The organism is Defluviitoga sp. (assembly GCF_035349255.1).
Lineage (GTDB): Bacteria > Thermotogota > Thermotogae > Petrotogales > Petrotogaceae > Defluviitoga.
The window spans coordinates 1-14,044 of record NZ_DAOPSE010000008.1 but is presented as its reverse complement, the minus strand read 5'-3'; the positions used below and the strand labels follow the sequence as shown (position 1 = coordinate 14,044).

Annotated in this window: 27 protein-coding genes; all 27 read left to right on the top strand. The window is 33.4% G+C overall.

Annotated features, from left to right (window positions below; translation table 11 throughout):
• The first annotated feature begins 1 nt into the window (after position 1).
• Positions 2-826: a 50S ribosomal protein L2 gene (rplB, locus tag PKN74_RS03520; RefSeq protein ID WP_472308658.1), complete on the top strand. Its 825-nt coding sequence runs from the start codon at positions 2-4 to the stop codon at positions 824-826.
• Between the two features lie 28 nt (positions 827-854).
• Positions 855-1,145 (top strand): 30S ribosomal protein S19, encoded by a 291-nt coding sequence (rpsS, locus tag PKN74_RS03515; RefSeq protein WP_472308656.1) that lies wholly within the window; start codon positions 855-857, stop codon positions 1,143-1,145.
• 27 nt (positions 1,146-1,172) lie between these two features.
• The gene (rplV, locus tag PKN74_RS03510) at positions 1,173-1,631 is read left to right on the top strand and encodes a 50S ribosomal protein L22 (RefSeq protein WP_472308654.1); all 459 of its coding nucleotides are present in this window, start codon (positions 1,173-1,175) and stop codon (positions 1,629-1,631) included.
• Positions 1,632-1,641: 10 nt separating this feature from the next.
• Positions 1,642-2,274, top strand: a complete 633-nt coding sequence (rpsC, locus tag PKN74_RS03505) for a 30S ribosomal protein S3 (RefSeq protein ID WP_472308652.1) — start codon at positions 1,642-1,644, stop codon at positions 2,272-2,274.
• Between the two features lie 49 nt (positions 2,275-2,323).
• Complete coding sequence (gene rplP, locus PKN74_RS03500) at positions 2,324-2,749, top strand: 50S ribosomal protein L16 (protein WP_472308650.1); 426 nt, start codon at positions 2,324-2,326, stop codon at positions 2,747-2,749.
• Positions 2,749-2,949, top strand: coding sequence for a 50S ribosomal protein L29 (gene rpmC / locus PKN74_RS03495; protein ID WP_045087108.1), 201 nt, complete (start codon positions 2,749-2,751; stop codon positions 2,947-2,949). Before rplP ends, rpmC begins: the two co-directional genes overlap by 1 nt.
• Positions 2,950-2,956: 7 nt before the next feature.
• Positions 2,957-3,289, top strand: coding sequence for a 30S ribosomal protein S17 (gene rpsQ, locus PKN74_RS03490; protein ID WP_472308648.1), 333 nt, complete (start codon positions 2,957-2,959; stop codon positions 3,287-3,289).
• Positions 3,270-3,638 carry a 50S ribosomal protein L14 gene (gene rplN, locus PKN74_RS03485; protein ID WP_472308646.1) on the top strand — a complete coding sequence of 123 codons (369 nt, stop codon included), beginning with the start codon at positions 3,270-3,272 and terminating at the stop codon, positions 3,636-3,638. Before rpsQ ends, rplN begins: the two co-directional genes overlap by 20 nt.
• Before the next feature lie 9 nt (positions 3,639-3,647).
• Entirely contained in the window at positions 3,648-3,968 is a 321-nt protein-coding gene (rplX, locus tag PKN74_RS03480) for a 50S ribosomal protein L24 (protein WP_472308644.1), read from the top strand.
• Between the two features lie 47 nt (positions 3,969-4,015).
• Positions 4,016-4,573 carry a 50S ribosomal protein L5 gene (gene rplE, locus PKN74_RS03475; protein ID WP_472308642.1) on the top strand — a complete coding sequence of 186 codons (558 nt, stop codon included), beginning with the start codon at positions 4,016-4,018 and terminating at the stop codon, positions 4,571-4,573.
• Between the two features lie 19 nt (positions 4,574-4,592).
• Positions 4,593-4,778, top strand: coding sequence for a type Z 30S ribosomal protein S14 (locus PKN74_RS03470; RefSeq protein ID WP_472308640.1), 186 nt, complete (start codon positions 4,593-4,595; stop codon positions 4,776-4,778).
• A 14-nt stretch (positions 4,779-4,792) separates the two neighbouring features.
• The gene (rpsH, locus tag PKN74_RS03465; protein WP_045087114.1) at positions 4,793-5,197 is read left to right on the top strand and encodes a 30S ribosomal protein S8; all 405 of its coding nucleotides are present in this window, start codon (positions 4,793-4,795) and stop codon (positions 5,195-5,197) included.
• Positions 5,198-5,209: 12 nt separating this feature from the next.
• On the top strand, positions 5,210-5,770 hold the full coding sequence (gene rplF / locus PKN74_RS03460; protein WP_472308638.1) for a 50S ribosomal protein L6: 561 nt from the start codon (positions 5,210-5,212) through the stop codon (positions 5,768-5,770).
• Positions 5,771-5,833: 63 nt separating this feature from the next.
• Positions 5,834-6,205 carry a 50S ribosomal protein L18 gene (gene rplR, locus PKN74_RS03455; protein ID WP_472308636.1) on the top strand — a complete coding sequence of 124 codons (372 nt, stop codon included), beginning with the start codon at positions 5,834-5,836 and terminating at the stop codon, positions 6,203-6,205.
• An 18-nt stretch (positions 6,206-6,223) separates the two neighbouring features.
• Positions 6,224-6,757, top strand: coding sequence for a 30S ribosomal protein S5 (gene rpsE, locus PKN74_RS03450; RefSeq protein WP_472308634.1), 534 nt, complete (start codon positions 6,224-6,226; stop codon positions 6,755-6,757).
• Between the two features lie 5 nt (positions 6,758-6,762).
• The gene (rpmD, locus tag PKN74_RS03445) at positions 6,763-6,945 is read left to right on the top strand and encodes a 50S ribosomal protein L30 (protein ID WP_472308632.1); all 183 of its coding nucleotides are present in this window, start codon (positions 6,763-6,765) and stop codon (positions 6,943-6,945) included.
• A 68-nt stretch (positions 6,946-7,013) separates the two neighbouring features.
• On the top strand, positions 7,014-7,469 hold the full coding sequence (gene rplO / locus PKN74_RS03440) for a 50S ribosomal protein L15 (protein WP_472308630.1): 456 nt from the start codon (positions 7,014-7,016) through the stop codon (positions 7,467-7,469).
• 1 nt (position 7,470) lies between these two features.
• A complete protein-coding gene (secY, locus tag PKN74_RS03435; RefSeq protein ID WP_472308628.1) occupies positions 7,471-8,751 on the top strand; it encodes a preprotein translocase subunit SecY in 1,281 nt (426 codons plus the stop codon).
• Positions 8,752-8,759: 8 nt separating this feature from the next.
• Positions 8,760-9,416, top strand: coding sequence for an adenylate kinase (locus PKN74_RS03430; RefSeq protein WP_472308728.1), 657 nt, complete (start codon positions 8,760-8,762; stop codon positions 9,414-9,416).
• Positions 9,403-10,155 carry a type I methionyl aminopeptidase gene (gene map / locus PKN74_RS03425; protein ID WP_472308626.1) on the top strand — a complete coding sequence of 251 codons (753 nt, stop codon included), beginning with the start codon at positions 9,403-9,405 and terminating at the stop codon, positions 10,153-10,155. Before PKN74_RS03430 ends, map begins: the two co-directional genes overlap by 14 nt.
• A gap of 46 nt (positions 10,156-10,201) precedes the next feature.
• The gene (gene infA / locus PKN74_RS03420) at positions 10,202-10,435 is read left to right on the top strand and encodes a translation initiation factor IF-1 (protein ID WP_472308624.1); all 234 of its coding nucleotides are present in this window, start codon (positions 10,202-10,204) and stop codon (positions 10,433-10,435) included.
• A gap of 108 nt (positions 10,436-10,543) precedes the next feature.
• Positions 10,544-10,660, top strand: a complete 117-nt coding sequence (gene rpmJ / locus PKN74_RS03415; RefSeq protein WP_472308622.1) for a 50S ribosomal protein L36 — start codon at positions 10,544-10,546, stop codon at positions 10,658-10,660.
• Between the two features lie 119 nt (positions 10,661-10,779).
• Positions 10,780-11,145 (top strand): 30S ribosomal protein S13, encoded by a 366-nt coding sequence (gene rpsM, locus PKN74_RS03410; RefSeq protein WP_472308620.1) that lies wholly within the window; start codon positions 10,780-10,782, stop codon positions 11,143-11,145.
• A gap of 274 nt (positions 11,146-11,419) precedes the next feature.
• Complete coding sequence (gene rpsK, locus PKN74_RS03405; RefSeq protein WP_472308618.1) at positions 11,420-11,809, top strand: 30S ribosomal protein S11; 390 nt, start codon at positions 11,420-11,422, stop codon at positions 11,807-11,809.
• Between the two features lie 23 nt (positions 11,810-11,832).
• On the top strand, positions 11,833-12,468 hold the full coding sequence (gene rpsD, locus PKN74_RS03400; RefSeq protein ID WP_472308616.1) for a 30S ribosomal protein S4: 636 nt from the start codon (positions 11,833-11,835) through the stop codon (positions 12,466-12,468).
• A 119-nt stretch (positions 12,469-12,587) separates the two neighbouring features.
• A complete protein-coding gene (locus PKN74_RS03395; RefSeq protein WP_472308614.1) occupies positions 12,588-13,655 on the top strand; it encodes a DNA-directed RNA polymerase subunit alpha in 1,068 nt (355 codons plus the stop codon).
• Complete coding sequence (gene rplQ / locus PKN74_RS03390; protein WP_472308612.1) at positions 13,645-14,031, top strand: 50S ribosomal protein L17; 387 nt, start codon at positions 13,645-13,647, stop codon at positions 14,029-14,031. Before PKN74_RS03395 ends, rplQ begins: the two co-directional genes overlap by 11 nt.
• Positions 14,032-14,044: the final 13 nt, after the last annotated feature.

Sequence of the window (14,044 nt, the reverse complement as noted above, 5' to 3'; positions counted from 1 at the left end):
AATGGCGTTAAAAACGTATAAACCTGTAACTCCTTCTAGGAGATTTATGGTAACAGTTGATAATAAAGACTTATCAAAAGTCGAACCCGAAAAAAGCCTTCTAGAACCATTACATAAAAGTGGTGGAAGGAATTGCTACGGCCGTATTACTGTTAGGCACCATGGAGGAGGGCATAAAAGAAAGTACAGGATAATCGATTTTAAACGAGATAAAATAGGAATACCTGCTAAGGTAGCTTCTATTGAATATGATCCAAACAGAAGTGCCAGAATTGCATTGCTAGTATATGCTGATGGAGAAAAAAGGTACATACTAGCTCCTAAAGGTTTAAAGGCTGGTGACACCGTTATGAGTGGCCCTGGAGCGGAAATTAAAGTAGGTAATGCCATGCCTTTAGAAAATATACCTTTAGGTACTTTGGTACATAACGTTGAATTTGAACCTGGTAGAGGAGGGCAAATTGCAAAATCTGCAGGAACTTCTGCTAGGCTTATGGCGAAAGAAGGAAAATATGCTTTATTAAAAATGCCATCTGGAGAATTAAGAAAAGTAAGATTAAGTTGTATGGCTACTATTGGAACTGTTGGAAATGAAGATCATATCAACCAAGTTTATGGTAAAGCGGGAAAGAACAGATGGTTAGGTGTTAGACCCTCAGTTAGAGGTATGGCTCAAAACCCCGTTGACCATCCAATGGGCGGTGGAGAAGGAAAAAGTAAAGGGCATATTCCAACATCGCCATGGGGAGTTCCAGCTAAAGGATATAAAACCAGAAGAGGAAAAAAACAATCCGATAAATTTATCGTAAGAAAGAGAACCAAGTAAAACTTTCTAGAGTTAGGAGGTGCAAATTGTGGGAAGATCTTTAAAAAAAGGTCCATACGTTGACCCCAGTTTATTAAAAAAGATTCGAGATATGAATCAAAAAGGTGAAAAAAAGGTAATTAAAACATGGTCTAGATCTTCAATGATATTACCGGAAATGGTTGGACATACAATAGCCGTACACAATGGAATGAAACATATACCTGTCTATATTAGCGAGCAAATGATAGGACATAGACTAGGAGAATTTTCTCCAACAAGAAGATTTGGAGGACATCCTGACAAAAAGAAGGCCGTAAGAGGCAAATTGAAAAGGTAAAATTGGTAAAACTGAGGAGGGTAGTTTATGGCTTCTAATAAGGAAATTACTAGAGTTCAAGAAGATGGGAAAAAAGACAAAAGATCCGTATACCATAAGAAAAGAAAAGAAATGGAGGCTTCTAAACCTATAATTGAAGCGAGAGCCGTTACAAAATATGCCAGAATTTCTCCTACAAAAGCCAGACCTATAGCTAACGCTATAAGAAATAAAGACGTAAGTGAAGCACTTCAAATACTTATTTTTAGTCCAAAGAAGTCGGCAAGAATAATCTATAAAACTTTAATGTCAGCAGTAGCTAACGCGGAAAATAATTTTGGCTTAGATGCCGAAAATTTATATGTAGCTGAAATAATGATAAATGAAGGACCTAGAATGAAAAGACTTTGGCCTCGTTCGCATGGTAGAGCGGATATTTTGCAAAAAAGAATGAGTCATATTTATATAACTGTGAGGGACAAAAATGCAGAAAAGCAAACTAAGTGAGGTGAATTGAGTGGGATCTAAAGTACACCCCTACGGTTTTAGGTTAGGAACCAATAAAACATGGCAGTCTGTATGGTTTAATGAAAAAAATTATGCTGATTATTTGCATGAAGATAGAATGATTAGAGACTATATTAAAAATTCGTATCAAAAAGCCGGAATTTCACAAATATTGATCGAAAGACCTAGTGATTCGCTGGTAAGAATAGATATTTATGCTGCTCGATTAGGAATTTTAATTGGACGAAAAGGTTCTGAAATTAAAAAAATTAGAAATCAAATTGGTGAGATTGTAGGAGAAAAAAACGTAAAAGTATATGTTCATGAAGTTAAAAATCCGTATGTTGATGCTCAATTAATTGCAGAAGAAATAGCTGGACAATTATTAAGAAGGGCTTCTCACAAAATAGCTATGAAGAGATCTATATCGAATGCTATGAGAAGAGGAGCAAAAGGCATAAAAATAATGGTTTCTGGAAGACTTGGTGGTGCAGAAATAGCTAGAACTGAATGGTATATGGAAGGAAGGCTTCCTCTTCAAACCCTAAGATCTGAGATAGATTATGCTACTACTGAAGCTCAAACAAAATATGGAACTATCGGTATTAAGGTATGGGTATACCATGGTAATACACCCATTTAAATACTAGCTAACAATATAGAGTACCTGTTTAGTAAAGGAGGTAGAGCCAATGTTAATGCCAAAAAGAGTTAAATATCGTAAACAGCAGAGAGGAACAGTTAAAGGGATGGCCAAAGGCGGAACGTTAGTTCATTTTGGCGAATGGGGCCTAAAAGCAATGGAAAGTTCCTGGATAACTGCACAACAAATTGAAGCGTGCAGAATAGCAATGGTAAGAACTTTAAAAAGAAGTGGTAAAATATGGATCAACATATTTCCTGACAAACCCGTTACATCAAAAGGAATAGGGACAAGACAAGGTAAAGGAAAAGGTGACGTTGAAGGTTGGGTTGCCGTCGTGAAAAAAGGAAAAGTAATGTTTGAAATAGGTGGAGTTGATGAAAAAACAGCAAAAAGAGCTTTGCAATACGCTGCCTCCAAATTACCAATAAAGACTAAAATAGTACCACGATATGAAATAGGAGGTGAGCTCTAATGAGGATCTCTGAAATAAGAGAGTTAACGGATGAAGAGCTCAATCGAGAATTAGATAATTTAAAAGAAAAATTATTCCAATTGAGATTCCAATTAGAAATTGGACAACTAAAAAATGTTTCAAGTATAAAACTAGTTAAAAAAGACATTGCACGAGTCAAAACTGTTCTTAAAGAAAGGGAACTTGGAATAAGGAGGTAGAACTGAAGTGTCAAAAAAAATAATAGTCGGAAAAGTTGTTAGCAATAAAATGGATAAAACCATAACCGTAGAATCAAATGAATTAGTAAAACATCCAAAGTATGGAAAATATGTTAAAAAAACAAGAAAGTATCACGCTCACGATGAAAACAATGAGTGTGGTATTGGAGACATTGTTGAAATAGAAGAATCAAGAAAGATTTCTAAAACTAAATCTTTTGTATTGAAGAGAATTGTACAAAAAAATATTTTATCGGAAGAATTTGAAACACCCGAGTCAGTTGAGGAAGAAATATTAGAAATACTTGGGGGTGACTCCAATGATTCAGCAAGAAAGTAAATTAAAGGTTGCTGACAATTCTGGCGCCAAAGTTTTAAGGGTAATAAGAGTTCTAGGAGGCTATCATAAATCAAAAGGATCCATAGGAGACGTAGTTGTCTGCTCTGTTAGAGAGGCTATTCCTCATACTAACATAAAAAAAGGACAAATAGTGAAAGCGGTCATTGTAAGAACTAAAAAAGAAGTTAGAAGAAAAGATGGAACATATATAAGGTTTGATGATAATGCTGCAGTTTTGATAGATAAAAACAATCAACCACTTGGGACAAGAGTATTTGGACCTGTTGCTCGAGAAGTAAGAGAAAAAGGCTATCCAAAAATAGCATCTCTAGCAAAAGAAGTCTGGTGAGGTGATAAAATGAAAAAAATAAAAAAAGGTGATACAGTACTTGTAATCTCAGGAAAAGATAAAGGTAAAAAAAGTAAAGTTTTAAAAGTTATTCCAAAAGAAAATAAAATAGTTGTCGACAATGTCAACGTGGTAAAAAAACATCAAAGGCCCACACAAAAAATTAGGGAAGGTGGAATTATTGAGCAACCTAAACCTATTTATATTTCTAAGGTAATGCTAATTTGTCCCAATTGCGAAAAACAAACTAGAGTTGGTTTTAAATTTTTAGAAAATGGTACTAAAGTTAGGTACTGTAAAAAATGCGGAGAAATTGTAGATAAAGTTTAAATTTATGAAAAGAAGTTATTTTGAAAGGAACTAAAGGAGGATTGCTTATGACAAAAGAACAATATGTCCCATTAAAAGATTTATATAGAGAAGTTATTGTTCCTTCTATGATGAAAGAATTCAATTACAAAAATGAACTTGAAGTCCCCAAACTCGTAAAAATAGTAGTCAATATGGGAATAGGTGAAGGTTCTAGAAACAAAGCAATAGTAGAAAAACATGCTCAAGAGTTAACTCAAATCACTGGACAAAAAGCTGTTATAACATATGCTAAAAAAAGTATTGCAAATTTCAAGCTCAGAGAAGGAATGCCCATAGGAGTGAAAGTAACTTTAAGAAATTGGAAAATGTATAATTTTTTGTACAAATTAATCAATATAGTTTTACCAAAACTTAGAGACTTTAGAGGTCTGCCAACTAACTCTTTTGATGGTAGAGGAAACTATTCTTTTGGGTTACCAGAACAGCTAATTTTCCCAGAAATCCGTCCAGATGATATTAATAGAATTCAAGGAATGGATGTCACTATTGTTACAACCGCTAAAACAAATGAGGAAGCCAGAAAACTACTAGAATATTTTGGTTTTCCTTTGAAAAGAGTATAAAAATTAGGAGGTAAATAAAATGGCTAGAAAAGCTTTAATTGAAAAGGCAAAAAAAACACCTAAATATAAAACGAGAGCTTATTCTAGATGTAAGGTTTGCGGTAGATCAAGAGCCGTTTATAGAGAATTTGAATTATGTAGAATTTGTTTTAGAGAAATGGCACTGGAAGGGAAACTGCCGGGTGTTAAAAAGGCAAGTTGGTAAGGAGGAAGATATAAATGTGGAGCGATCCAATAGCAGATATGCTAACGAGAATAAGAAACGCTAACTCTGTCTATAAAGAAAGTGTAGAAATACCTGCCTCTAATTTAAAAAAATCTATTCTCGATATTTTAAAAAGAGAAGGATACATACTTGATTATAAATTTATAGACGATGGAAAACAAGGAATATTGAAAGTTAATTTAAAATATAAAGGTAGTAGGAGAGACAAAAAATCAGCTATTGAAGGAATAGTAAGAGTTTCAAAAGCGGGAAGAAGAGTATACGTTAACTCTCGAAGCATTCCAAAAGTCAAAGGTGGTTTAGGAATTGCTATCTTATCTACTTCAAAAGGGTTAATGACAGATAAGGAAGCAAGAGAAAATAACGTAGGTGGAGAAGTAATCTGCTATGTATGGTGAGGAGGTGCCTAAATGTCGAAATCAAGAGTTGCTGATAAACCAACGGTCATTCCAGAAGAAGTGCAAGTTTCTGTAGAAGATAATTTAGTGAAAGTTAAAGGTAAAAAAGGTGAACTTTCTTTATTTTTACCTAAAGAACTTGAATTAACGATAAGAGACAATGAATTAATGGTAGTGGGAAAAGAACAATATATTAAAAGAGCTGCCGATAGAAAAAAGTTAACTGCTTTGAGAGGAACTTATACTTCCCTCATAAGAAATATGATTACAGGTGTTACAGAAGGTTATCAGAAAGAGTTAGAAGTCTTGGGTATAGGATACAGAGCCCAGGTTCAAGATAATACTCTAATATTGAATATAGGGTATTCAAATCCTGTAGTTTTTGAAATACCCGATGGTATAATCATAGAGGTACCACAACCTACCAGAATAATTGTTAAAGGAATAGACAAATATCTAGTAGGAGAAGTAGCCGCTAGAATAAAAAGCTTAAGAAAAGTTAACGTATATAGCGGAAAAGGGATAAAATACGCAGACGAAGTTGTAGTAAGAAAGAAAGGTAAGAAAGTTTAATTTGTTAAAAAAATTCTCTAGATGTACAGTATTAAGAGAAAGAGGAAGAAGGAGGCAAACCAAATGATTAAGCCTGTAGACAAAAAAGATCTTAGAAAAAAAAGACATTTACGAGTTAGAAAAAAAATAAGTGGTACTAGCGAAAGGCCTAGATTAACTGTTTTTAAAAGTAATAAGCATATATATGCTCAAATAATAGATGACACTGTTGGTAGAACCTTGGTTTCTGCATCTACTACAGAAAAAGAATTAAAAGAATCCCTAAATTTTAAAACATGGGATAACAACGCAGCAGAAGCTGTTGGAAAACTTATTGCGCAAAGAGCTAAAGAAAAAGGTATAACAACGATAGTTTTTGATAGAAGTGGATACAAATACCATGGAAAAATTAAATCTCTTGCAGATGCTGTAAGAGCCGAAGGCATAAAGTTTTAGGAGGTGTTTATCACGCATATGTCAGAAAATCGAAAAATAAAAGCCACAGATGCGGCTAATGAATTTGAAGAGAGAATAATAGAAATTAGACGAGTTAGCAAGGTAACTAAAGGAGGAAAAACAATCTCCTTTAGAGCTGTCGCTGTTGTTGGAAATAGAAACGGAAAAGTAGGTTTAGGAGTAGGAAACGCCAGAGAAGTTCCCCAAGCTATAAGGAAAGCAGTGCAAGATGCTCATAAAAATATAATAGAAGTTCCTGTTAGAAATGAGACAATACCATATGATACAGTTGGAAGACAAGATGCTTCTGTTGTTTTACTGTTTCCGGCTGGGCCAGGTACAGGAGTTATTGCGTCATCAGCTGTTAGAGCTGTAGTTGAATTAGCTGGAATAAACAATATTCTAACTAAATCAATTGGTTCTACAAATATAATAAATCTTGCTAAGGCTACTTATAATGGATTAAAAGGTCTAAAATCTCCCAAAGAAATTGCTGATCTTAGAGACATCTCCACAAAACAAGTGTTTTATGGTGCACATAAGGAGGTTTAATAACAATGACAAATCTAAAAATAAAGTTGGTAAGAGGGCGGGCTGGAAAAAACAAAAGACAATTAGCTACACTCGATGCCTTGGGGTTAACAAAAAAAGATAAAGTGGTCATAAAACCTGATAATCCACAAATTAGAGGTATGATAAAAAAAGTTGAACATCTGGTAGAATATGAAGAAGTTGAGTAATTGTATACTAAAGAAAATTTCTAAAAAACAAGATATTTTTATTTTTAGTGCAAAAAGGAGGTCAACCAATGTCACTTAAAATAGAAGATTTAAAGCCTTCTGAAGGTTCTAATAAACCAAAGAAAAGATTAGGCAGAGGAGTTGGTTCCGGTCATGGAAAAACTTCTGGAAAAGGTCACAAAGGTGAAAAAGCTAGGGGGAGAGGTAAAATAAGCGTTGTTTTTGAAGGCGGGCAAACTAATATATTGAGAAGGACTCCAAAGTATGGATTTTCTAATGCCCCGTTCAAAAAGGAATTTAGTATAGTTAATGTTGCAACCTTAGAAAAATATTTTACCGAAAATGAAGAAGTCACACCAGAAATTCTTATAGAAAAGAAAATTATCAAAAAAACAAAAGATGGAATAAAAATACTAGGAAAAGGAGAAATAACTAAACCTCTTGTTGTCAAAGCTCATCAATTTTCTGAAAGCGCCAAAGAAAAGATCGAAGCTGTTGGTGGCAAAATAGAGGTGATAAAATAAGATGTTTAAAGCCTTTAGAGATGCTTTTAAAATACCAGAATTAAGGCAAAGAATCATATTTACATTGCTAGCTTTGATAGCATTTAGGGTTGGTATATATATTCCCATTCCTGGAATAAATGTGCAAGCTTGGCAAGCTGCTCTCGGTGGAGCTGCTGCAGGTGCCATCGGAGGGTTCATAGGATTTTTTAACGTCTTTGCAGGTGGAGCGCTTAGCAATTTATCGATATTTGTTCTTTCAGTAACCCCATACATCACTGCTTCGATAATTTTCCAATTATTGGCAGCTGTAATTCCGAGATTGAAAGAAATGCTCCAAGAAGGTGAAAGTGGAAGAAAAAAGGTTGAATTATATACTAGAATAACGACAATAATTTTGGCCTTTGGCCAAGGTTTATTAATGGCAATAGCTGCAAAAAATTATAAATCTCCAAATATATCCGCTGGACTTTTTATCTTTTTGTCAACTGTATCTATAGCAGCTGGAACCATGTTTTTACTATGGCTAGGAGAAATAATTACTGAAAAAGGTATTGGTAACGGGGTATCAGTGTTAATCTTCGCTGGAATTGTTTCAAGTTATCCTACTTATGCCGTTGAAGCACTTATTGGTTTAACCCCTTTAGAATGGGTACTGTTAATTGCAATTGCTGTATTCATTATATTATCTGTAGTTGCAGTTCAACTAGCTGAACGAAGAATAAACATACAATATGCAAAAAGAGTTGTAGGGACAAAAGTTTATGGTGGTTCAAGTACCTATCTACCAATAAAAGTAAATAGTGGAGGAGTAATGCCTATCATTTTCGCTTCAGCTATAATGACTTTACCAAGTATGATCGCAGGACTTACTCCAACGCCAGTAGACGATAAACTTTTTGCGGTTGGATCTCCACTATATTTAGTATTATATGGATTACTTATTTTCTTTTTTACATTTTTTTACAGTTCGGTAGTTATGGACCCTAATGAAGTTGCTGATAATATTAAAAATTACGGTGGCTTTATTCCAGGTATTAGGCCAGGAAAACCAACAGTTAACTATATCTCAACTATCACTAATAGAGTTAACTTTATAGGAGCAATTTTTCTTGTAATAATTGCATTAGTTCCTTACTTTATTAGAGGTGCCTCAGGAATGCAACAGATCTGGATAGGTGGAACTAGTACGTTAATCGCTGTTGGAGTTGCTTTAGATATAGTACAACAAATAGAACAGCACTTGATGGTAAGACAATATGAAGGATTCTTAAGAAAAGGCAGACTACGTGGAGGGAGATGAAGCAACTCATGAGATTAATTTTCTTTGGTCCTCCTGGTGCTGGAAAAGGTACTCAGGCAAAAAAAGTAGCTGAGAAATTAGGAATAGAGCATATATCAACAGGAGACATTCTCCGAGAAGCTGTAAACAAAGGGAATGACTTAGGTAAAAAAGTACAAGTAATAATTGAAAAAGGGGAATTAGTTCCAGATGAAATAATGAACGAATTAGTCAAAATGAAAATAAAAGAATTGAATTCTTTCATTTTAGATGGATATCCTAGAACACTCGAACAAGCTAAATCTTTAGACAAAATCTTAAAAGAACTCAATAAACCTATAGATGCAGTTGTGTTAATTGATGTTTCCGAAGAAGAAGTAGTTAAAAGGATAAGTAGCAGAAGGGTGTGCCCAAATTGTGGAAGGGTCTACAATTTGATTACTCTTAAACCAAAAAATGATGAGATATGTGATAATTGCGGAACAAAAATTATTCAAAGGAAAGATGATAGGGAAGACATAGTAAGGGAAAGATATAAAATATATCAAAAAACCACACATCCTGTAATAGAATTTTATAGAAAAAATAACACAATTATTACAATAGATGGGTCCAAAGATGTTGAAGAAGTTACAAAAGAATTGTTTAATATGCTAGGGAGATTTAGCCAAAATGATAATAATTAAAACGAATGATGAAATAGAAAAAATGAGACGGGCTGGGAAAAAGCTTGCCCGTCTCCTTGATGGTTTCCTTCCTGAGATATTAAGAGAAGGAATCGATGGAGAAACAGTTGAAAAGTTCGTTCTTGATTACTGTGAAAAGGAAAATGTAATTCCTACGTTTATGGGTTATCAAGGATATAAATATGCAATTAATTTTTCAATAAACGAAGAAGTAGTACACGGATTACCATTAAAAAGCAAAATTTTAAAAAATGGAGATATTGTATCTATTGATTGCGGATTAACCAATGAAGGATATATAGCTGATGCTGCAAGAACTTATATAATCGGAATTGTGAGTGAAAAAGAAAAAGAGCTTGTCGATGCAACAAGAGAATCATTGGACCTAGGAATAGAAAAAGCAATTATTGGAAATACTATTGGAGACATAAGCTGTACAATACAGAATTACATCGAAAGTAAAGGTTTTTCCGTAATAAGGGAGTATGTAGGCCATGGCGTCGGAAGAAAATTACACGAAGATCCTCAAATACCAAATTATGGTAAACCTGGTAGAGGCCCGAAAATCAGAAAAAATATGACGTTAGCAATAGAACCTATGGTGGCAATGGGGGATTATGAAGTAGAAATTCTTTCTGACGGATGGACAGCCATAACAAAAGATAAGTCAAAAGCCGCTCATTTTGAACATACAATAGCTATAACTGAAGATGGCCCAGAAATCTTAACACAATTATAAAGATTAAAAATACAAAAAATTAGTCCCTTGTTAAGGAGGGAATATATTGGCTAAAAAGAAAGATGTTATTGTTATGCAAGGGAATATAATAGAATCTCTACCGAACGCAACTTTCAAAGTTAAGTTGGATAACGGTCACGAAGTAATGGCTCATATTTCTGGTAAGATGAGAAAAAATTTTATTAAATTGCTTCCAGGAGATAGAGTTACGGTAGAAGTTTCTATATATGATTTAAATAAAGGTCGAATCGTTAGAAGAGAAAAATTAAATAAACCATAAAGTTTTTCCAATTTATAAAACTTTCTATATAACTTTTGAAAAAGAAAATCATAAAATTATTTTCTAAATTATAGACTTACGAATAAAAAACTCCAAGGAGGAAGACAAATGAAAGTTAGAGCGTCTGTAAAAAAAAGATGTGAAAATTGTCGTGTAATCAAAAGAGGAGGAAAAGTTTGGGTTGTTTGTTCAAAAAACCCTAACCATAAACAAAGGCAAGGTTGATTAAAGATTCAACGCAAAGCATTACAAATAAAAACGATTGTCTAATATTTAACAAGAAATTTTAAATAAATTGTTGTCAAAAAAGTAAGGAGCTTTTCTAAAAGAAGGAGGATGAATTAATGGCACGTATCTTGGGTGTTGAAATACCAGATAATAAAGCTTTATTTGTTGGGCTAACCTATATTTATGGCATAGGTAAAAAAAGCGCACTTGATATTTTAAACGCTGTCGATATAGATCCAAACAAAAAAGCAAAAGATTTAACTGATGACGAAATCTCAAAAATTACTCATTATATAAGCGAAAATTACAAAATTGAAGGAGAATTACGTCAAGAGGTAAACAGTAATATCAAGCGACTGATTGATATTGGAAGTTATCGAGGAAGAAGACACAAGGCTGGATTACCAGTAAGAGGGCAAAAAACTCATTCTAATGCAAGAACAAGAAAAGGTCCTCGATTAACTAAGATAAAGAAAAAGTAGCTTTTTATTTATTTAATTATAATGAACTTACAAAGATTTGTAAGCTTTTGGTAAATGTAAATAACCCATTCAATCATTATATTCATATTAATTCTTTTCCTGGACATTTTAACAGGGGGAAACCACAATGTAGCTATTTTTAAGAGATAGAGTTTGATGACTTAATACCATTCCAATCATGGTTAAAAATAACAAACGTAAGAAAAAAGATTATCAATTCAAAAAATAAAAGACCTTTAAAGAATTAATAATTTTTAAGGAGGTTTACAAATAAATGGCAAAAAAAGGAGTTCAAAAAAAGAGCAAAAAGAAAAAAGCTGCTCCCGAAAAAGCAATTGTACATATTCACTCAACCTTTAATAATACAATTTTGACTTTAACCGACACAGAGGGAAGACCTATAACTTGGTCTAGTGGTGGAAGTGTTGGATTTAAAGGAACAAAAAAAGGAACACCTTATGCTGCACAACTTGCATCAGACAGATTGGCTAAAGAAGCACTTTCTCTTGGGGTCAAAAGAGTTGACGTTTATGTAAAAGGACCAGGTTCCGGAAGGGAATCGGCAATAAGAGCTTTACAAGCTGCAGGACTAAACGTCGAAACGATAAAAGACGTAACACCCATACCTCACAACGGGTGCAGACCAAAAAAGAAGAGATTTTAAATTAATGAGGAGGGAAGAAATTAATGGCAAGATACATAGGTCCTGTTGAAAAATTATCTAGAAGAGAAAATATGAACCTTTATTTAAAAGGAAAAAGAAGTTATACAGAAAAATCTGCTTTAAGGAAAAGAAATTATCCACCTGGTCAACATGGCAGACAACCACAGAAACTGACCCAGTATGGTGTGCAATTAAGATCAAAACAAGCTTTAAAAAGAATGTATGGTCTTATGGAAAAACAATTTAGAAATACTTTTGAAGAAGCTGAGAGAAGTAGAAGTGGAGAAACTGGTGAAGTTTTGATGCAGCTTTTAGAAAGAAGATTAGACTCTGTAGTTTTTCAAATGGGTTTTGCACCAAACAGAAGAACTTCAAGACAAATGATTACACATGGTCACGTTTTGGTTAATGGAAAGAAAGTCGATATTCCTTCTTTCAGAGTCAAAGTGGGGGATGTAATTCAGATAAAAGAAAGAAGTAAAAATATACAACAAGTTAGAGACGGCTTAGAATTGGTCAGAGAAGGGTACAGAAACATCCCATCCTGGGTTACTGTAGACTTAGAAAATCTTAGAGGTACTTTTGATAGAATACCTAAAATCGAAGAAATGGATGTTCCAGTTGATTTAACCAATATTATAGAGTTATATTCAAAATAACACTATTTCAAATATAAATATTATTTTAATCATTATTTTACCAATAGAAATAATATCACCTCGCCGTGAGAAGGCAGGAAAGGAGGTGTCCTCTGAATCCCTTTTGGATCAGAGAAAACATGGAGTTATTAATTAAACCAGAAAAATTTAGAATTGCAGAAAAGAGAGAAGAAAACGATTATAATTATACAAGATACGAGTTATATCCATTAGAAAAAGGTTATGCGGTAACAATAGGAAATGCTTTGAGAAGAGTTCTTTTATCATCTATTCCATCTTTGGCTATTACCGGTCTAAGAATTCCAGGAAAATTACATGAATATGATACTATAGATGGAATAAAAGAAGATATTCTAGAAATTTCCTTAAATTTAAAAAAAGTTCAATTAAAAGTAGACAACTTAGAAAAATTAAAAAACATAGATTATCCTATTTTATTAACCTTAAGGAAAAAATATAAAGCAAAGGACGTTATTAAAGCGGGTGATATAAAAACTCCAACAAGTATAGAAATTGCCAATCCAGATTTAATAATTGCTCATATTAATAAAGATCTGGAAGTTGATTTTGAACTCTATGCTCAAGCAGGAAAGGGTTTTGTACCTGCTCAAGAACTTAGTTATCAAAGTGACATAGAATATATATTCATAGACGGAGTTTTTAGTCCTGTCCTTAAAGTTAACTATTTAACCGAAAATATACGAGTTGGTAGAAGAACAGACTATGATAAGCTAATACTAGAGATTTGGACTAAGAAAAACCTCACTCCAAACGAAGCTCTAAAAGAAGCCACCGAAACATTGATGGAACATTTTGACTTTATTGCTCAACTATGGAATAGAGAGGGTAAAATGGAAGAATTAGAAAGCTCTGAAATAATCATTGAAGAAAACGATGAGCGAGAAGAACTAGAGGAAGAAGAAGATATCTTTGGTTTTCCTAAAGAATTACTAGATACTCCTATAGATTCTTTAGACTTAACTAAAAGAGCTAAAAATTGTTTGAAAAGAGAGAAAATAGATACTTTAAGAGATCTTTTGAAAAAAAGACCAGAAGATTTACTAAAAATAAAAAACTTCGGTAAAAAATCTATGGAAGAAGTAAGAAAAGAACTCAAAGAAAAATTTGACATTGATTACGATAAACTGTATGAAGATGAAAGGGGGAACGACTTCGATGAGGCATAGAGTTAAAAAAAATAAACTAAACAGATACGCCTCTCATAGAAAAGCTATGTTGAACAATTTGGCTAGAAGCGTTTTCGAATCTGAAAGTATCATTACAACAACTGCAAAAGCTAAAGAAGTTAGACCTTTAGTCGAAAACATAATCACAAAGGCGAAAAAGGCAAACGCTGCTACATCTCCAGAAGAGAAAATGGCTTTAAATAGAGAAATAAACAAGCATTTTAATGATAGAAAACTTGTCTACAAAATAGTACATGAAATTGCTCCCAGATATCAAAATAGAGATGGCGGATATACTCGTATACTGAAAATAGGGAATCGTAGAGGCGATGGCGCAGAATTATCTATTCTCCAACTAATTCCTGAAAAAGAATAATCAAATTATAATT